A 17578-nucleotide genomic window follows, 5' to 3' on the forward strand; every position below is an offset into this window, starting at 1 on the left:
GGGGGAGGAGAGCCCGTGGGGGCTTCCGCGCTTTTTGCCTGCGATCGGACCACCCTCGACGCACTCTCGATCCAGCGCAATTCCCTCCCCCTTGTGGGGAGGGTTAGGGTGGGGGTGCGGGCGCCAGCCTGAATCGTGTCAGCGCCAACACCCCCACCTCCAACTCCTCCCCACAAGGGGGAGGAGAGCCCGTGGGGGCTTCCGCGCTTTTTGCCTGCGATCGGACCACCGTCGACGCACTCTCGATCCAGCGCGTTTCCCTCCCCCTTGTGGGGAGGGCCAGGGTGGGGGTGCGGGCGCTAGCCTGAATCGGGTCAACGCCAACACCCCCACCTCCAACTCCTCCCCACAAGGGGGAGGAGCGCGCGTGGCGCTTTTGCGCCTCGCTTCGGAGATAAAGCACGAGCGTCTCCAGCGACCACTGGATCATCCTTCGAAACGCAGCAATCTCGCTCCTCAGGATGAGGTCCCGAGTCGGCCGACGCGTCCCGACAGGCCATCGGCATTGCGTCCGTCGGCTCCCTTTGCCATAGGTTTCCCATGAGCAAGCCCATCGTCCGTTTCGCGCCGTCCCCGACCGGCCGCATCCATATCGGCAATGCCCGTCCGGCGCTGATGAATGCCCTTTTTGCGCGGCGCGAAGGCGGCGTCTTCGTGCTTCGCTTCGACGATACCGATCTCGCCCGATCGAAACGCGAATATGCGGATTCGATCGAGGTCGATCTGGCCTGGCTCGGCATTCCGCCCGACATGGTCGTGCGGCAATCGGAGCGGTTCGAGATTTATGACGATGCGGTGGCGCGGCTGCGCGACATGGGCCGGCTTTACGCCTGCTACGAGACCGCCGAGGAGCTGGAATTCCGCCGCAAGCGGCAGCTCGCGCGCGGTCTGCCGCCGATTTACGATCGCGCCGCGCTGAAGCTTTCCCCGGACGAAAAGGTCCAGCTCGAAGCGGAGGGGCGGCGGCCGCATTGGCGCTTCCGGCTCGATCATCGCAACGAGGTCTGGCACGATCTGGTGCGGGGACCCTCGCATGTGGACACGAGTTCCCTGTCCGATCCCATCCTGGTGCGCGAGGACGGCACCTATCTTTATACGCTGCCTTCCATCGTCGACGACATCGATCTCAAGATCACCCACGTGATCCGCGGCGAGGACCACGTCACCAACACCGCGGTGCAGATTCAGATCTTCGAGGCGTTGGGCGCCAAGGTCCCGATCTTCGGCCACATCAATCTGCTCACCACGACGAGCGGGGAGGGATTGTCGAAGCGGCTCGGGCATCTGTCGCTGACGAGCCTGCGCGAAGCGGGGCTGGAGCCTCAGGCGGTGGCGTCGCTCGCCGTCCTGGTCGGCTCGGCGGAATCGGTGCGCGCGGTGGCCGATCTCGACGAGCTGGCGCGCTTGATCGACTTCGATCACATCTCGCGCTCGCCCGCCAAATTCGACGAGAACGAACTCTACAACCTCAACGCGCGGCTTATCCACGACATGTCGTACGAGGCCGTGAAAACGCGCCTCGCGGCAATGGATGCGGATGGCGGAGAGGCGTTCTGGCTCGCCATTCGCGGCAATCTCGCCAAGGTGGTGGATGCGGCCGGATGGTGGGTCGTCGTTCGCGGGCCGATCACGCCCGTCATCGTCGATCGCGCCTTCGTCGATGCCGCGTGCAACCTGCTGCCCCCCGCCCCATGGGACACGACGACCTGGAAAACCTGGACCGAAGCCGTGAAGGAGGCCACGGGGATCAAGGGCAAGGCCCTGTTCATGCCCCTGCGGCTCGCCCTGACGGGAATGGAACACGGTCCCGAGCTCGCTGCCCTGCTGCCGCTGATCGGCCCGGAGCGCGCCCGGGCGCGCTTGTCAGGCAAGGCTGCCTGAAGGCCGGTCCTGCGGGCTTCGAGACCAGCCTTCGGCCTTCCTCACCATGAGGGTGCTGGTGGACTCAAAAGCATGAGAGTGCTGGTGGACTCAAATTCGCAACCGGCCTCATGCTGAGGAGGCCGGCAGGCCGTCTCGAAGGACGCACCTAGTTTGCGTTCGGCACCGGGATCACGTCGGGGGCCACCACGCGCACGGTGCGCTTCTGGCCGTCGCCCGTCACCACGTCCTTCTTCGCGCCCTCGCCCTGATTGACGACCCGGTTGCTTTCGATCGATTGCGGCCCGATGCCGGAGGATTCCTTGCTGGCGGTCGGCGCGGCGGCGGCGGTCTCGGCCGCTTCCTTGGCCTCGTCCTGCACCTTCTTCTCAACCGCCTTGCGGGCCTGTGCGATCTTCGGTCGCGACAATTCCTCGGCCTTCTCGGCGGTGACGATGATGTCGCCCTTGCGCTGCTCGAGCATGCTCTCGGCGCGACGCAGGATGACGGCCCAGCTCTCGTTGTCCTTCTTGCAGGCACAGGAGCTGTCGAACGCCTTCTTGTATTTGAACGCGTTGGCGATCGACGTGTACGGCTTCCCGCCAAGCGAGACCGCCCGGGTCATGCCGTTGTCGCCGCCCGGGGTGGCAAAGGCCAGGGTCTCGGTGCCGGGGCAGAGCGCCTGGCACATCTCGTCGGCGTTCTGGCGCCCGCCGGGCGCGGTGGAGAGCGGGAAGAACGAGCCGTCGCAGGTTCGCACACACACGAGGCGCCGCCCGCCGAGCGACTGGTTGCCGTCGTCCTCGGTGATGATCGGCTGCCCCTCGGGCATGATCTGCTGCTGCGGCTGGTTGCGCGGGGGGCCGAAGAGGCTCTCGAAGAAGCCGCGCGGCTCGACCGAGCAGGTCTGCTGGACAGCGGCCGTCAACTGTCGGCGGCGAATCTCCAAATCACCGGAATCGTAGGATTGGGCCGACAGGCGCGCAAAATTCGCCTCGAGCTGGCGGATGCGCTGAGCGATGGGTCCGCATTCCGCCGGCGGCGCGCCCGACAGGAACCCGAGCGGGCCGCGTTCGCATCCGATGGAACGATAATAGCCGACGAGCCGTCCGATCTCGACCCGCGCCGATTCCGCCGCAGGCGAGGGCGCGCGCCCGCCACCCCGTTCGAGGTTTGCCAGTTCGGCCCGAAAGCGCTGGCACTCGGCGGATTGGGCGAGAGCTGCCTCTCCGGCGGCGAGAAACGCCGTGACGGCGAGGAGATAGCGGAAAACGTTGCGTTTTTTCATAGGGCCTGTCGCAGCACCGGGTTGTTCAGCCTGTCATTTCCCCGGCGTCATGGTCATTTGACGTCGCGAAAGGGGCCCCAATGTGATGAGCGGATCCGCGCGCCCGATGGCGCTCGGCCATCGGCAAGACGAATCCGGCGCTCAATCGGAACCCGGAGAACAGCATTTACCCGCATAAGCCGGGCGGGGCAAATGACGGGCGGACCGTGCCTCTCGTCAAACGCTGTAGGCCTCACCACATACGAGCTTGACCTTTGGAGAACGACGGATGCTCGCACGACTTGCTCTGGTTCTGACCCTTCTTGCCAGCGCCATCACCGGCGCGCTCGCCCAGGACCCGGATGTGATCTTCAAGAAATCGACCGTCTGGCGGGCGCTGACCCCCAACGACAAGCTGGCGGTCTACGGGCTCGACGATCCGAAAGTCGAGGGCGTCGCCTGCCATTACACGGCGCCGGAGCGGGGCGGCATCTCGGGAACCTTCGGCGTCGCCGAGGAGGTCTCGGATATTTCCCTCTCATGCCGGCAAACCGGACCGATCCGCTTCAAGGAGAAGTTCGAGCAGGGCGACGCCGTCTTCAGCGAAAGGCGGTCGCTCATCTTCAAGCGCATGCACATCGTGCGCGGCTGCGACGTGAAGCGGAATACCCTGGTGTATATGGTCTATTCCGACCGGCCCATCGAAGGGTCGCCCAAGAACTCGACCTCGAGCGTGCCGATCATGCCCTGGAGCGGCGAGACACCGGCCAAATGCGGCGAGTGGGTCACCGGGTAAATTTCAGTTGGTGCAGGTGATCGAAACCGGCTGGGGCAGCTTCGTGAGGGCGGCCTTCTGGACGGAGCCGGTCACCTCGCCGACTGCCACCTGCCGGAACGAGGTTGCGCGGACATAGCCTTGCGCCTCGCACCAGGTATCGGCCACGGCCTGTCCGCAGGAATGGCCGGAAACAAGGCAATCGGCGACGCCGTAGCCGTCATGCGCCGGCACGAGGAAGGTGGCTTCGGTCGATGAGGCCTGGCTGCTCCTGGGGATCAGCGTCAGGGACGCCGCCGCAAGCAGCACAGCGGTGCCTAACCCGAGCATGGCGTATGCGCGGCGCATTGATGACCTCATCGTCTTTGATCTCGTGAAAGATTGTCGTCGTTCGGCGTGAATAAAGCATAAACGTGGCAGTCAAGATCCTGTTTCATCGCGCGCCCAAAAAGATCTTCGCGAGGTCACGGAACCTTGACGGAGCATGTCTTTAAAGGCATTGATTTCACATGAAAACGGCACCAATCCTGATTTCCCGGATTATTTGCAGCTAGCGCACCCGCTGGCCGGAGCCGTCTCGTTCTCATTTCACAGATCGAAACCATCCTCCGGCCCGCGGCCTGAAGAGGTATGGATACATGGCGGCCACGCTTCGGCTCCACAATACGCTGACCCGGTCGAAGGACGTTTTCGTTCCAATCGACGCCAGGAACGTGCGCCTCTATGTCTGCGGGCCGACCGTGTACGACTATGCCCATATCGGCAACGCGCGACCGATCATCGTCTTCGATCTCCTGTTCCGTCTCCTGCGGGAAATCTACGGGCCCGACGCCGTCACGTATGTGCGCAACATCACCGATGTGGACGACAAGATTAACGCCCGCGCGGCGCGGGATTATCCCGACCTGCCGTATAACGAGGCGATTCGGCTCGTGACGCAAAAGACCGAGGCGCAGTTCCACGCCGATATCCGCGCGCTTGGCGTGCTGATGCCCAGCGACGTCAACGAGCCCGGAAGTCCACCCCGCTTCGTCGAGCCGCGCGCCACCGAGCATATCGCGGAGATGCGGGAGATCATCGAGCGCCTGATCGAGCGCGGCGTCGCCTATGTGGCCGAGGAGCACGTGCTGTTCAGCGTCTCGTCGATGGCAAACCTGCCGAAGGTTCCGCAATACGGCGCCTTCTCCAAACGCTCCCTCGACGAGCTTCTGTCGGGAGCGCGGGTGGACGTGGCGCCCTACAAGCGCGATGCGATGGATTTCGTGCTGTGGAAACCCTCCGGCCCGCACGATCCCGCCTGGCCGTCGCCCGCCGGAATCGCGACGCCCGGGCGTCCGGGCTGGCATATCGAATGCTCGGCGATGTCGTGGAAGCACCTGATCCGGGCCTTCGAGACCCGGCTCACCTGCGTCGATCCGGATATGCGCGAGACCTTCGACATTCACGGCGGCGGCATCGACCTGGTGTTCCCGCACCACGAGAACGAGATCGCTCAATCCTGCTGCGCCTTCGGTATGCCGCGCATGGCGAATGTCTGGATGCATAACGGCTTCCTGCAGGTCGAAAGCGAGAAGATGTCGAAATCGCTCGGCAACTTTTTCACCATCCACGATCTCTTGAAGGATTGGCCGGGGGAGGTCTTGCGTTTCAACATGCTGCGCTCGCAATACCGCCAGCCGATCGACTGGACGACGCGCGGATTGGAGGAAAGCGAAAAGACGCTCGACCGCTGGTATGGTCTTGCGGGGGAGGGACAATCCATGGGCTTGTCGGCGCAGATCGTCGATGCGCTCGCTGACGATCTCAACACGCCGAAAGTGCTGGCCGAATTGCACGTGCTCGACGGGCAGGGGGCTTACGATGAACTCGGGGCCAATCTTCGCGCTCTCGGCTTTCTGTCGGACAGCAAGGAGGCATGGAAGAACCGCCGGCAGGCGGTGCTTGCGGTTGATCCCGACAAGGTCGATGCCCTGATTGCCGCGCGGGTTGCCGCGCGCGCGGCGAAGAACTGGCCGGAATCCGACCGTCTCCGCGACGAGATCGTCGCGCTTGGCGTGGTGTTGATGGACAACAAGGACGGCACGACGAGTTGGGAGGTCGCGCGGTGAGCGTGCGTTTTCCCTCCGCCGTCATGGCCGGGCTTGACCCGGCCACCCACGACTTTGCGATGGCGGGCGTTCAAGGCGTGGGTACCCGGGACAAGCCCGGGCATGACGGGCGCGTTCATGACGGCAGGGGATGTTGTTGGGAGGGTGCTCACTGATGGGACAATCGTTGCCCAAACCCGGTCTTCGACCTTTCCTGCCTGCCGATGTGCCGTTGCTCGCCGAGATCTTCCGCGCCAGCATCGAAGAAATGACGGGTGAGGATTATAGCGAGGCGCAGCGGGAAGCGTGGGCGTCGAAAGCCGATGACGAGAGCTTTGCAAAGCGCCTGTCCGAAGCCTTGACGCTGGTTGCGACCATGGATGGTTCGCCGCTCGGTTTCATCGCGCTCAAGGACAACACGCATATCGACTTCTTCTTCGTGCATCCGGCGGTTGCCGGACAGGGCGTCGGTACGATGTTGTACGAGGCGATCGAGAAGCTCGCGACAGCGCGTGCCGCCACGCGGCTCACTGCCGATGTGAGCGACACCGCCCTCGGCTTTTTCCAGAAGCGCGGATTCCAGCCGCAGCGCCGGAACACCGTGACCATCGGCGACGAGTGGCTTGCCAATACCACCATGGACAAGCCGATTGGGCCTGCCAAGAACGGGACGGTCGCATCATGAGCCGCGAGCGCCTTTATCTCTACGACACGACTTTGCGCGACGGCGCGCAAACGACCGGCGTCGATTTCTCGCTCGAAGACAAGCGCACTATCGCGAACCTGCTCGACAAGGTGGGCGTCGATTACGTGGAGGGCGGCTATCCCGGCGCCAATCCGCTCGACACCAAGTTCTTCGCCGAAAAGCCGATTGCGAACGCCAAGTTCGCGGCCTTCGGCATGACCAAGCGGGCCGGGCGTTCGGCGTCGAACGATCCCGGCATCGCGGCCCTGCTTGACGCGAAAGCGGACGCGATCTGCTTCGTCGCCAAGGCGTCGGAATATCATGTGCATGTGGCGCTGGAGACGACGACGGAGGAAAATCTCGCGGGCATTCGCGAGAGCGTCGAGGCGGCGCGCGAAAGGGGCCGCGAGGTCCTGCTCGATTGCGAACATTTCTTCGACGGCTACAAGGCCAATCGGGATTACGCGCTCGCCTGCGTGAAGACCGCCTATGAATCCGGCGCGCGCTGGGTGGTGTTGTGCGACACCAATGGCGGCACGATGCCCCATGAGGTGGCGGCAATCGTCACGGACGTGGGAAAGATCGTGCCGGGTTCTCATCTGGGCATTCACGCGCACGACGATTGCGGCTGCGCCGTCGCCAATTCGCTCGCCGCTATCGAGGCGGGCGCGCGTCATATTCAGGGAACGCTGAACGGCTTGGGCGAGCGCTGCGGCAACGCCAATCTGGTCACGCTGATCGGCGCCTTGAAACTCAAGGATCAGTATTCGGAGCGTTTCGATCTCGGCGTGAGCGACGAGGCGTTGAGTCAGCTCACGCACATGTCGCGGCAGGTCGATGAGGTTCTCAATCGTCAGCCGAACCGCCACGCGCCTTTCGTCGGCGCGAGCGCGTTTGCGACCAAGGCCGGTATTCACGCCTCCGCGGTGCTCAAGGATCCGCGCACCTACGAGCATGTGGAGCCTGAAGCGGTCGGCAACGTCCGCAAGGTTCTGGTGTCGGATCAGGGCGGGCAATCGAATGTCCTGTTCGAGCTGAAACGCCTTGGCTTTGCCTTGGAGAAAGGCGACGCTCGCATCTCGCGCGTGCTCGAGGAAGTGAAGCGCAAGGAGGCCGAGGGCTTTGCGTTCGAAGGCGCCGATGCCTCATTCTATGTGCTGGTCAAGCGCATGCTCGGCGAGGTGCCGGCGTTCTTCCAGGTCGAACGCTTCTCGGTGAATGTGGAGCGCCGCTACAACGCGATCGGCGAACTCGTCATGGCGTCCGAGGCCATCGTGAAAGTCCGCGTCGGCGACGAGGTGCTGATCTCGGCCGCCGAAGGAAACGGCCCGGTCAACGCGCTCGACGTGGCGTTGCGCAAGGATCTCGGCAAGTACCAGGATCTGATTCAGGATCTCGAACTGACGGATTATAAGGTCCGAATCTATCAGGGCGGTTCGGACGCGGTGACGCGCGTTCTGATAGAGTTCACGGACGGCGACGGCGAAAGCTGGACGACCATCGGCGTGTCACCCAACATCATCGACGCATCGTTCCAGGCGCTGACGGATTCGATCGTCTACAAGCTGCTGCGGAGCGGTGCGGAACTCTGATCCGTCCGGTTCGCCTTGATTAACCTTTTCGCAGCAGCGTGTCGCTCGGATGCTTGCCGTAGACCTGCTTGTAGGCGGCTGCGAACTCGCCCATGTGATTGAAGCCGCACTGCAAGGCGATGTCCGTCACCTTCGCGGTGGTTGGGTCCGCCAGTCGCAGGAGGCCATGGACACGTGAGAGGCGCACCGAGCGCAGGAAAGCCATCGGCGTCGTGTTGCGGAATTGCTGGAAACCGTTCTGCAGGCTTCGGACGCTGACGGATACGTGGGACGCGATATCGGCCAGGGATATCGGTTCCGAGTAATGGTACTCCATGAAGGCTTCCGCGCGCTTCACGTAATGGGGTGCCGCCGCCGATTGCGGTCTGAGCAGCGCGTCCGAGAAATTGTGGCGATGGCCGAGGAGAAGTCCCGCCATCAGCATCTCCTCCAGCCGCTTTCTGGCAGCGGGGATGAAGTGGATGAGAGAATGCGGATCGCCCATTTCCGCTTCGGCATATTGAATGAGGCGCAGCCACCTGAGCCCCGCGGCGTCATCGAGACGCAAGGAGGGATCGAAATCGAGCTCTCCGCTGGAATCCCGCCCGAGCATCCGCATGCAGTAATCGGTAATTTTCGCGCGGTCGATGACCAGCGCCAGGGTTTCCGAGTCGCTCCCGTAGTGAATCGTCTTCGGCACATGCGGCCGGAAGACGAGACCGTGTTTCGACGAGAGGGGCAATTCCTCCCGGCCGAGGCGAAGATGGCCGCTGCCTGTGACAGACATGACGAAAGTCACGAAATTGTCGATGTGGTCTCCCAGGAGCTCGACCGAGAGTTTGCGGCCGTAGCGGATGTGAAAAAGACCGAGATCGCTCAGGCCGTGATGTTCAAACTCCGCATGCACGTGCTTGTCCCGGCCCGTCGGAACAAGTTTGTGAGGTGTGATGATGTTACAGACAACATCTTCGATCTCATCCAGCCTGGACGTTGTGAACCGACGGTTGGGCAAGGAACCGTCTTCGCCAGGCGGCGTCAAATCCTGATGGGCGCCGTTCGGCCGCCCTGTTTTGAGCATGGTGCTAGCGCCTCACGCTTTGCGGAACCTGGCACAGGTTATGTTCTTGCTGCTGTCCTGACAAGCTGTCGAGGTTGAGCAGCCGATCCGGCCGATGGGATGCCGGTTCTCCAAAAGATCCTATGGTAAAACAATCAGATACGCCGAATCAGGTTCGCGGAAGCGAAGTCCGCTCCGGGCAGTCCTATGGATCTGCGGAACGCGATCCCCCGAAAGGATTAGAAAGGCCCAAGGTCTAGAATTTCGCCTCGATCAGATCGGCGTTCTCGACAATGCCGACGCGGCGGGCGAAATCCTGGAGCATCGGGATCACATCATTGACCTGCTCGGCCACGAGATAATTGAGCTCGAGGCCCGGACGGATGAAGCCCTGCTCGCGCATATGGGCGAACAGCGTCAGCAGCGGCTTCCAGAAATCCTTCGTGCTGAGCATCAGGATGGGTTTCGTGTGACGACCGAGCTGGGCCCAGGTCATCTGCTCGACAAGCTCTTCCAGCGTGCCGATACCGCCAGGCAACGCCACGAATGCGTCGGCTCTTTCGAACATCAGGCGCTTGCGGGTATGCATGTCGGCGACGATGATGGTTTCCTGTACGTCATCGAGGAGCTTCTCCCGCGCTTTGAGAAAGTCCGGGATGATGCCCGTGACATAGCCGCCATGGTCGAGAACCGATTTTGCAACGGTGCCCATGAGCCCCACATTCCCGCCGCCATAGACGAGATTTATCCCGCGTTCGGCCATCTGACGGCCTAATGCGGCCGCATTCTCGGCGAAAACGGGATCGTCACCAAAGCCGGAGCCGCAATAGACACAAATGGATTTGATTTCTGACATGGATTCCGGGGCGAATTGCATCGCTTCCTGAGCTGAGTCGTAAGGCATTATTATTAATCCTTATGGCCGTAGCCTTTTGAAAGATAAACGGTTTAAATGCATGAAAGTGCCAAATTGAGAAAAGGCGCCATGGCAAACGTGCGGCCCATCGGGGGGAACATCGTCATCATCGGAGCGGCTGCGATCGCAGTCGTGGTGGTGCTGCTTGGCGTGCTCAATTGGGACGCTTTGCTGGGTCCGAAAGCTCCAGATACTGCGCCCTCCGCCGTCTCGCAACCAGCACCCGGGGCGGTGACGCCACCTCCCGCGCCGGCAACCTCGCCGAAAGCCGAATCACCGCCGGCGGATGCCGCCAAAGTCGCAGTCTCGCAAGGGGCCGCTGAGGCAATTGCGCCCACCTTCGATATCGTGCGGGTTGAGCCGAACGGCGACAGCGTCATCGCCGGCCGCTCCACGCCGGGTGCGACCATCGAGTTGTTGCGCAACGATCAGGTTCATGCGCGCTCGGTCGCGGATAATTCGGGCCTTTTCGCACTCACCCCGCCGCCGCTGCCATCGGGTTCGCACAAGATCGTTCTTCAATCGATCGCGCCCGACGGCAAGCGCCAACGCTCGAAGGAATCGGTGACGGTGGAAATCAACGGCTCGACCCGGCCGCTGGTCGCGCTGACCGCGCCCGATAAGCCGACCGTGCTCCTGTCCAATCCCGAGCCGGCGCCCAAGGCTGCGGCCAAGACTGCCGAGACCGCTCCGGTCGAGGCGGCGCCGCAGCAGCAGGCGAGCGCGAACAGCGCGGCACCGGCCACGCAGCCGGCGACAGTGCCCCGGCTCGAAATCAAGATCATGAGCGTCGAATCGGATGAGGGGAAACTCTACGTCTCCGGCGAGGCAGCCCCCGGCGCCACGGTCCGCCTCTATCTCAACGAGAGCTTCATCGCGCCGGGCGGGGCCGGAGGCGACGGCAAACTGTCATTTGCCATCGCCAGCGGCGTCAAGCCGGGCGAATACCGCGTTCGTCTCGACGACGTCGATCCGGTTTCGGGCCAGGTCAAGTCGCGTGCCGAGGTCGGCTATAACGTCCCGGCCATGGTGGCCGAGGCAGCGCCCGCTGCCGGGTCAGGTGGCGCCCCGGCGGCGACGCCCGGAGCAACACAACCTTCCGGGACCGGCCGCGTGGCATCGGCCGCCTCGAACCCGACCGATCTGCCGCCTAACACGGTGGTGATTCCCAATATCGACACGGCAATCGTGTCGCGCGGGGACAGCTTGTGGCGCATCAGCCAGCGGATCTACGGCAAGGGCTACCGCTACACGGTGATCTACGGCGCCAACCAGACGCAGATCCGAAATCCCAATCTGATCTATCCGGGACAGATCTTCGTGCTGCCGAACGGCGAGGCGCAGAACACCAATTGACCCAAAATGGCGGGGTGAATTCCGCCTGCCGATCGCCTATATCCAGGGCCGGCACTTTGAACGGATTCTAAAATAATGTCCCCGCCAACGGCGGCGCCCGCGAAGGCCGCGGACGCACTCAATCCTCCCGGCCTCGTCGCGACGGTCACGAAATTGTGGCCTTATCTGTGGCCCCACGGACGTCCCGATCTGCAACGGCGTGTCTTTATGGCCTTCGGCCTTCTGGTAATCGCCAAAGGCGTCACCATGGTGACGCCGTTCGCCTTCAAATGGACCACTGACGCCCTCGTCGCCGTCTCCGGCGGCGGTGGCGGCGCGGCGACCCAGGCGGCAACGTCGGGCGATTGGCTCTGGCGCGCCCCCATCCTGCTGACCATCCTCTACGGCGTGACTCGCGTGCTCATGGCGGTGCTGACGCAAATTCGCGACGGCCTGTTTGCCAAGGTCGCGATGCATGCGGTGCGAAAGCTCGCGCTCAAGACCTTCGAGCATATGCACCGCCTGTCGCTGCGTTTCCATCTCGAGCGCAAGACCGGCGGGTTGACGCGCGTGCTGGAACGCGGCCGCGAGGGAATCGAGGAACTGTCCCGGCTCGTGGTGCTGACGCTGCTGCCGACCATCTTCGAGTTCGCGCTCGTTCTCGGCATCCTCGCGTGGGAGTTCGACTGGACCTATTCGGCCGTCGTCCTCGGCATGGTGGTGATCTACCTCGCCTATACCTACCAGGCCACGGAATGGCGCATCTCGATCCGCCGCCGCATGAACGAATCCGACACGGACGCCAACACCAAGGCGGTCGATTCGCTGCTCAATTACGAGACGGTGAAATATTTCGGCGCGGAGGCGCGCGAGGCGATCCGCTATGACCGCTCGATGGAGCGTTATGAGAAGGCCTCCACCGAAACCTACACGTCGCTCGCCGTGCTCAATGCCGGGCAGGCGGTGATCTTTTCGATCGGCATGACGATCGTGATGGTGCTGGCGGCGCGCGATATCATGGGCGGCCGGGTGTCCATCGGCAGCTTCGTGCTCGTCAACGCGATGCTGGTCCAGCTCTACATTCCGCTGAACTTCATGGGCATGCTCTATCGGGAAATCAAACAGGCGCTGATCGACATCGACGACATGTTCAAGGTTCTCGAGCGCAACCCCGAGATCGAGGACAAGCCGGATGCCAGGCCGCTGCACATCACCCAGGGCATCGTGCGCTTCGAGGATGTGCATTTCGCCTACAATCCCGAACGGGAAATCCTCAAAGGCGTGAGCTTCGAGGTCCCGGCTGGCCAGACGATCGCCATCGTCGGCCCTTCGGGCGCCGGCAAGTCGACCATTTCGCGCCTGCTGTTCCGGTTCTACGAGCCGTCGAGCGGCCGCATCCTCATCGACGGGCAGGATATTTCCGATGTCCAGCAGGCATCGTTGCGCAAGGCCATCGGCATGGTCCCGCAGGATACGGTGCTGTTCAACGACACCATCGGCTACAACGTGCAATACGGACGCTGGGATGCTGCCGCCGAAGAGGTGAAGGAAGCAGCCCGCCTGGCTCAGATCGATCGCTTCATCGGCTATCTGCCGGAAGGTTATGAGACGCCCGTCGGCGAGCGCGGCCTCAAGCTTTCGGGCGGCGAGAAACAACGCGTGGCGATCGCGCGCACGATCCTCAAAGGCCCGCCGGTCCTGGTGCTCGACGAGGCGACCTCGGCGCTCGATTCCTTCACCGAGAAGGAAATTCAGGACGCCCTCGACCGCGTCAGCCGGGGACGGACCACGCTCGTCATCGCGCACCGCCTGTCCACCATCATCGGTGCCGACGAGATCATCGTGCTCGATCACGGGCAGATCGTCGAGCGAGGAACCCATACGGGCCTGCTTGCCTCCGGCGGCGTCTATGCGGCCATGTGGAACCGGCAGCGCGAGGCCGAAAAGGCACGCGAAACCCTCAAGCGGACCGAGGAAGAAGAGCGCAGCGTCGGGGTTCCGGCGGTCTGACGGCGTGGCAACGGCGTCGGGGGCGGCTTGACGGCAGCCTCTGCCCCTGCCATCCCCCAAGTCGAATAAGGCCGAAGGACAGCATGAGCGACATTCTCGAATCGATCCGCCGCATCGTGGTTCCCATCCACAAGGAAGGCTACGTCTTCATCCTTATCGCGCTGGTGGCGACGATCCTGCTCGGCAGCCTGTGGTCCCCGCTGTTCTGGATCGGCGGCATCCTCACGGTCTGGGTGTGCTATTTCTTCCGCGATCCGCCGCGTGTGACCCCGGTCCGGGATGGCCTCGTGGTGTCGCCGGCCGATGGCCGCGTCAGCCTCATCACCACAGCGGTGCCCCCGGCGGAGCTCGATCTCCCGCCGGAGCCGATGACCCGCATTTCGGTGTTCATGAACGTATTCGACTGCCACGTGAACCGTTCGCCGGTGGCCGGCCGCATCACGCAAATTCTCTACACGCCCGGTCTGTTCCTCAATGCGGAGCTGGATAAGGCGAGCGAGGACAATGAACGCAATGCGCTCGTCATCGATACCGGCAGCGTCAGGATCGGCGTCGTGCAGATCGCAGGGCTGGTCGCCCGGCGCATTGTATCCTTCGTCAAGACCGGCGATGCCCTGAGCACCGGCGAGCGGTTCGGCCTGATCCGCTTCGGCTCGCGGCTCGACATCTACGTTCCGCTCGCAACGCAGGTCCTGGTCGGTCTCGGGCAGACGGCGATTGCGGGCGAGACCGTGCTGGCCGATCTCGACGCGAAGGAGCCCGGCCGCCAGTTCCGGGCGGGCTGAGGCCTTGGCGGGGATTGCTGCCTGCTTGCAGCCCGACCGGCCAACCCTTAGATTCCATCGATGACCGACCTTTTTCCCCCCTTCGCGCCCGATCCGGACGAGCCGCGCAAGCGCTTGTTCAAACCGGTGCCGTTTCGCGTCATCGTGCCCAACATCATCACGTTGATCGCGCTGTGCCTGGGGCTCACCGCGATCCGGCTCGCTTTCGAGGGCCGGTTCGAGCCGGCGGTCATCGCCATCGTGGCGGCGGCGGTTCTCGATGGGGTCGATGGACGCATCGCGCGCCTTCTCAAGGGCACGTCGCGCTTCGGCGCGGAACTCGACTCGCTGGCGGATTTCGTCAATTTCGGCGTGACGCCGGCGCTCATTCTCTACAGTTTCGTGCTCAAGGACCTGAAGTCCCTGGGCTGGATTGCCGTATTGGTCTTTGCCATCGCCATGGTCCTGCGGCTCGCGCGCTTCAACGTGATGCTCGACGATCCGAACCGGCCCGAATGGCAGAAGAACTTTTTCACCGGCATGCCCGCACCCGCGGGCGCGGTCACCTCGCTCCTGCCGCTCTACCTGTCGTTTCTCGGCGTGCCGATGGACAATGCCGCGCCGGTGGTGCTGGTCTATCTCCTCGGTCTCGCCTTCCTGATGGTTTCGACGATTCCGGTCTATGCGGGCAAGACGCTGGGGAAATCCGTGCCGCGCCACTGGGTGCTGCCGATCTTCGTCCTGTCGGTGGCGGGTTTCGGCCTGCTGGTGAGTTTCCCGTTCGAGGTTCTGACGGCGATCACGGTGATTTTTCTTGGCACCATTCCGCTCGGCGTGATGCGGTATCGGGCGCTTGCGCGCGAGCATGCCAGCCGGCCCCGTGAGCCGGAACCGGTCGTGCCGCCGCCGGTCGTGCCGCCCCCGCTGTAGCGGGCAAACGGAAACAATGTGGCATCCGGCGACCGAGGCCCTATGTTGATCTTGCAAGACGAAGATGTGGAGAAAACCGTGGCGTCCTCTTCTGAGATGGCACCGTCGAGCTGGCGGCCCAAGCTGGTGCTCGCCTCGGCCTCGCCGCGCCGGCTGGCTCTCCTCCAGCAGGGAGGCATCGAGCCTGACGCGCTCCTTCCAGCCGACGTGGACGAGACGCCGCTGAAATCCGAAAATCCGCGCCAGTTGGCAAAGCGCCTCGCCCGCGAAAAGGCCGAGATCGCGCGCCGAGCCGCCCGGCACAGCGAAGGCCTGCGGGAGGCCTTCATCCTTTCCGCCGATACGGTGGTGGTGGCGGGCGGGCGCATCCTGCCCAAGGCCGAAGTGGTGGACGAGGCGGCGGCCTGCCTGCGCCTGCTCTCCGGGCGCGCCCATCGGGTCTATACGTCGGTCTGCCTCGTGACCCCCAAGGACGCCGTTCGCGAGCGTCTGGTGGAAACCCGCGTGCGCTTCAAGCGGCTGTCCAAGGACGAATTCGAGCGCTACCTCGCCTCCGGCGAGTGGCGCGGCAAGGCCGGCGGCTATGCCATCCAGGGGCTCGCCGGGACCTTCGTGATCAAGCTCGTCGGGTCCTATTCCAACGTGGTGGGACTGCCGCTCTACGAGACCGTGGCGCTGCTGGACGGCGAGGGCTACCCGGTGCGGTTCAGCTGGCTGAACGCGGCGTGATGCAACGGCGGGACCAGCCATGAATGCGAACAAAACACCCGCCAACCAGAACGATCCGGTGGTTCCCGCGGACAAATGCCCAACCTGCGGCAAGCCGGCGGTCATCGCCTACCGGCCGTTCTGCTCCAAGCGCTGCGCCGATGTGGACCTCAACCGCTGGCTCACTGGCCGCTACGCCATCCCGGCGGTCGAGGACGACGAAGACAAGGACGACGGCGACCTCCCCGAATAAAGCGGATTTTCCTCAACCTTGTCGCCGAACAGCGCTGGACATGCGCCCCGGCTCTGACTATACAACCGGCCTCTAACGCACACGGCTCAACGCCGTCCGTGTCCGCCCAGGTAGCTCAGTTGGTAGAGCATGCGACTGAAAATCGCAGTGTCACTGGTTCGATTCCAGTCCTGGGCACCACTAACCTCCTGAATATTAATGATTTTTTCGAGGCCTATTAGTTTAGATGGCCTTCTTGCCTGCGGCACGGTTGGCTGACGCCTGCTTTGCCGGCTGAGGGTGTTTTCCGTTCGCAATTCTGCGCGGCAGAAATTATCTAAAGAATCGTTGCCCGGTTTTTTGTGTGAGTTAACAATCCATTCCACAAGAGCGTCGCCGGACGCGACCTACCGAAAGCGTTCACCTTTTTGAACCATGGTGAGAGCAATAATTCCGCAAACGAAGATATGAGGGTGAGATTATGACCAGAGAACTACAAGCCCTCCTTGAAAAGGCGAAGAAGATTCAGCCGTCGCCCGAGCATCGCGAGGAGCAGAGGCGGAGTTTTGTGTATGGCAATACCGCGTTTGAGAACGATCGCATCACTCGAAAGATGGTAACGGAGCAGGCAGAAAAGCTCGCGAGAGAACAGAATGAGCGACGGAAATAACCGACGGGATAGTCATGCGCTCGAACCGGAGATCGTCAATGATCCAATTGCAAAAGCTGAGAGGGAAACACTCAACGGCTTTCGTCAATACGATTACGGAATCCAAGTCACACTAACTGCGTTGGAGAGAGGCGCATTCAAGCTTCGTATGTCGCTCATCCTAGCGCTACAGCGCGAAGCTCTTAATGGGTTGAGCCTTTATGCCGGAAATTTCCGACCAGGTGGCGTCGAAATCAAACAAAGCAGTCACACGCCGCCCGACGCGCATCTCGTGCCGCCGCTTGTTGAGGAAATGTGTGACTATGTGAACGAGAACTGGGATACGGCGACGTCAATCCATCTCGCTGCATACGTTATGTGGCGGCTGAACTGGATCCATCCATTCGCCGATGGCAACGGACGCACCTCGCGTATCCTTTCCTACATATTACTTTCGATCCACTCCAAGGGAATACCGCCGGGAACTCCGACAATTTCGGATCTCATAGTGGACAACAGGATGCCCTATTTCGAAGCGCTTGATGCGGCAGACGACGCATGGAAAGAGGGGCGGGTCGATTTGTCAAAAATGGAAGACTTACTTGAAAACCTTCTGGCCAAGCAGCTGATGGGCTACTTCCAGCAAGCGGGAGGCAAAATCGAAGACCAGAACCACGGATCTGGGTTCTAAGTTCAGGCAAAATCAGAAACCCTGATTTTAACCCTCCACCT

General features: G+C 62.7%; 16 protein-coding genes and 1 tRNA gene. 13 read left to right on the forward strand and 4 right to left on the reverse strand.

Annotated elements, in window-relative coordinates:
- The first annotated feature begins 540 nt into the window (after positions 1 to 540).
- Positions 541 to 1881 (forward strand): glutamate--tRNA ligase, encoded by a 1341-nt coding sequence (gltX, locus tag FEZ63_RS12480; RefSeq protein WP_150944889.1) that lies wholly within the window; start codon positions 541 to 543, stop codon positions 1879 to 1881.
- Positions 1882 to 2029: 148 nt separating this feature from the next.
- Here the strand turns inward: gltX and FEZ63_RS12485 are convergent, their stop codons facing one another.
- Entirely contained in the window at positions 2030 to 3148 is a 1119-nt protein-coding gene (locus FEZ63_RS12485; protein ID WP_150944891.1) for a DUF2865 domain-containing protein, read from the reverse strand.
- A gap of 268 nt (positions 3149 to 3416) precedes the next feature.
- Here FEZ63_RS12485 and FEZ63_RS12490 point away from each other — a divergent pair, with 268 nt between their 5' ends.
- The gene (locus tag FEZ63_RS12490) at positions 3417 to 3923 is read left to right on the forward strand and encodes a CreA family protein (RefSeq protein ID WP_150944893.1); all 507 of its coding nucleotides are present in this window, start codon (positions 3417 to 3419) and stop codon (positions 3921 to 3923) included.
- Positions 3924 to 3926: 3 nt separating this feature from the next.
- Here FEZ63_RS12490 and FEZ63_RS12495 read toward each other — a convergent pair whose 3' ends face one another.
- Positions 3927 to 4250, reverse strand: coding sequence for a hypothetical protein (locus tag FEZ63_RS12495; RefSeq protein ID WP_150944894.1), 324 nt, complete (start codon positions 4248 to 4250; stop codon positions 3927 to 3929).
- Positions 4251 to 4540: 290 nt separating this feature from the next.
- Here FEZ63_RS12495 and cysS point away from each other — a divergent pair, with 290 nt between their 5' ends.
- From cysS to cimA, 3 genes are all read left to right on the forward strand, one after another.
- Positions 4541 to 6010, forward strand: coding sequence for a cysteine--tRNA ligase (gene cysS / locus FEZ63_RS12500; protein ID WP_150944896.1), 1470 nt, complete (start codon positions 4541 to 4543; stop codon positions 6008 to 6010).
- Positions 6011 to 6164: 154 nt separating this feature from the next.
- A complete protein-coding gene (locus tag FEZ63_RS12505; protein ID WP_150944898.1) occupies positions 6165 to 6674 on the forward strand; it encodes a GNAT family N-acetyltransferase in 510 nt (169 codons plus the stop codon).
- Positions 6671 to 8266: a citramalate synthase gene (gene cimA / locus FEZ63_RS12510; protein WP_150944900.1), complete on the forward strand. Its 1596-nt coding sequence runs from the start codon at positions 6671 to 6673 to the stop codon at positions 8264 to 8266. Before FEZ63_RS12505 ends, cimA begins: the two co-directional genes overlap by 4 nt.
- A gap of 19 nt (positions 8267 to 8285) precedes the next feature.
- Here the strand turns inward: cimA and FEZ63_RS12515 are convergent, their stop codons facing one another.
- Together FEZ63_RS12515 and FEZ63_RS12520 are read right to left on the reverse strand one after the other, a co-directional pair.
- Positions 8286 to 9323 carry an AraC family transcriptional regulator gene (locus FEZ63_RS12515; protein WP_150944902.1) on the reverse strand — a complete coding sequence of 346 codons (1038 nt, stop codon included), beginning with the start codon at positions 9321 to 9323 and terminating at the stop codon, positions 8286 to 8288.
- A gap of 235 nt (positions 9324 to 9558) precedes the next feature.
- On the reverse strand, positions 9559 to 10158 hold the full coding sequence (locus FEZ63_RS12520; RefSeq protein WP_150944974.1) for an LOG family protein: 600 nt from the start codon (positions 10156 to 10158) through the stop codon (positions 9559 to 9561).
- 129 nt (positions 10159 to 10287) lie between these two features.
- Between FEZ63_RS12520 and FEZ63_RS12525 the strand changes: the two genes are divergently transcribed.
- From FEZ63_RS12525 to FEZ63_RS12565, 8 genes are all read left to right on the forward strand, one after another.
- Positions 10288 to 11574 (forward strand): LysM peptidoglycan-binding domain-containing protein, encoded by a 1287-nt coding sequence (locus FEZ63_RS12525; protein ID WP_244622780.1) that lies wholly within the window; start codon positions 10288 to 10290, stop codon positions 11572 to 11574.
- Between the two features lie 75 nt (positions 11575 to 11649).
- Positions 11650 to 13563 carry an ABCB family ABC transporter ATP-binding protein/permease gene (locus FEZ63_RS12530; RefSeq protein ID WP_150944906.1) on the forward strand — a complete coding sequence of 638 codons (1914 nt, stop codon included), beginning with the start codon at positions 11650 to 11652 and terminating at the stop codon, positions 13561 to 13563.
- A gap of 83 nt (positions 13564 to 13646) precedes the next feature.
- The gene (locus FEZ63_RS12535) at positions 13647 to 14348 is read left to right on the forward strand and encodes a phosphatidylserine decarboxylase (RefSeq protein ID WP_150944908.1); all 702 of its coding nucleotides are present in this window, start codon (positions 13647 to 13649) and stop codon (positions 14346 to 14348) included.
- A 60-nt stretch (positions 14349 to 14408) separates the two neighbouring features.
- The gene (gene pssA, locus FEZ63_RS12540; protein WP_150944910.1) at positions 14409 to 15257 is read left to right on the forward strand and encodes a CDP-diacylglycerol--serine O-phosphatidyltransferase; all 849 of its coding nucleotides are present in this window, start codon (positions 14409 to 14411) and stop codon (positions 15255 to 15257) included.
- Positions 15258 to 15353: 96 nt separating this feature from the next.
- A complete protein-coding gene (locus FEZ63_RS12545) occupies positions 15354 to 15986 on the forward strand; it encodes a Maf-like protein (protein WP_150944976.1) in 633 nt (210 codons plus the stop codon).
- Between the two features lie 19 nt (positions 15987 to 16005).
- Positions 16006 to 16218, forward strand: coding sequence for a DNA gyrase inhibitor YacG (gene yacG / locus FEZ63_RS12550; RefSeq protein WP_150944912.1), 213 nt, complete (start codon positions 16006 to 16008; stop codon positions 16216 to 16218).
- A 104-nt stretch (positions 16219 to 16322) separates the two neighbouring features.
- Positions 16323 to 16398: transfer RNA gene (locus FEZ63_RS12555), tRNA-Phe, on the forward strand.
- A gap of 452 nt (positions 16399 to 16850) precedes the next feature.
- The gene (locus tag FEZ63_RS12565; RefSeq protein WP_150944915.1) at positions 16851 to 17537 is read left to right on the forward strand and encodes a Fic family protein; all 687 of its coding nucleotides are present in this window, start codon (positions 16851 to 16853) and stop codon (positions 17535 to 17537) included.
- The last annotated feature ends 41 nt before the right edge of the window (positions 17538 to 17578 follow it).

Source organism: Microvirga brassicacearum, from assembly GCF_008757455.1.
In the GTDB taxonomy this organism is placed as follows: domain Bacteria; phylum Pseudomonadota; class Alphaproteobacteria; order Rhizobiales; family Beijerinckiaceae; genus Microvirga; species Microvirga brassicacearum.

Bases quoted from the DNA above. Each gene is read 5' to 3' on its own strand.
- FEZ63_RS12545 (WP_150944976.1), top strand. From the start codon at position 15,354: ATGGCACCGTCGAGCTGGCGGCCCAAGCTGGTGCTCGCCTCGGCCTCG.
- FEZ63_RS12525 (WP_244622780.1), top strand. From the start codon at position 10,288: ATGGCAAACGTGCGGCCCATCGGGGGGAACATCGTCATCATCGGAGCG.
- cimA (WP_150944900.1), top strand. From the start codon at position 6,671: ATGAGCCGCGAGCGCCTTTATCTCTACGACACGACTTTGCGCGACGGC.
- FEZ63_RS12565 (WP_150944915.1), top strand. From the start codon at position 16,851: ATGAGCGACGGAAATAACCGACGGGATAGTCATGCGCTCGAACCGGAG.
- gltX (WP_150944889.1), top strand. From the start codon at position 541: ATGAGCAAGCCCATCGTCCGTTTCGCGCCGTCCCCGACCGGCCGCATC.
- cysS (WP_150944896.1), top strand. From the start codon at position 4,541: ATGGCGGCCACGCTTCGGCTCCACAATACGCTGACCCGGTCGAAGGAC.
- FEZ63_RS12520 (WP_150944974.1), bottom strand. From the start codon at position 10,158: ATGTCAGAAATCAAATCCATTTGTGTCTATTGCGGCTCCGGCTTTGGT.
- FEZ63_RS12535 (WP_150944908.1), top strand. From the start codon at position 13,647: ATGAGCGACATTCTCGAATCGATCCGCCGCATCGTGGTTCCCATCCAC.
- pssA (WP_150944910.1), top strand. From the start codon at position 14,409: ATGACCGACCTTTTTCCCCCCTTCGCGCCCGATCCGGACGAGCCGCGC.
- yacG (WP_150944912.1), top strand. From the start codon at position 16,006: ATGAATGCGAACAAAACACCCGCCAACCAGAACGATCCGGTGGTTCCC.
- FEZ63_RS12505 (WP_150944898.1), top strand. From the start codon at position 6,165: ATGGGACAATCGTTGCCCAAACCCGGTCTTCGACCTTTCCTGCCTGCC.
- FEZ63_RS12515 (WP_150944902.1), bottom strand. From the start codon at position 9,323: ATGCTCAAAACAGGGCGGCCGAACGGCGCCCATCAGGATTTGACGCCG.
- FEZ63_RS12490 (WP_150944893.1), top strand. From the start codon at position 3,417: ATGCTCGCACGACTTGCTCTGGTTCTGACCCTTCTTGCCAGCGCCATC.
- FEZ63_RS12530 (WP_150944906.1), top strand. From the start codon at position 11,650: ATGTCCCCGCCAACGGCGGCGCCCGCGAAGGCCGCGGACGCACTCAAT.
- FEZ63_RS12485 (WP_150944891.1), bottom strand. From the start codon at position 3,148: ATGAAAAAACGCAACGTTTTCCGCTATCTCCTCGCCGTCACGGCGTTT.
- FEZ63_RS12495 (WP_150944894.1), bottom strand. From the start codon at position 4,250: ATGCGCCGCGCATACGCCATGCTCGGGTTAGGCACCGCTGTGCTGCTT.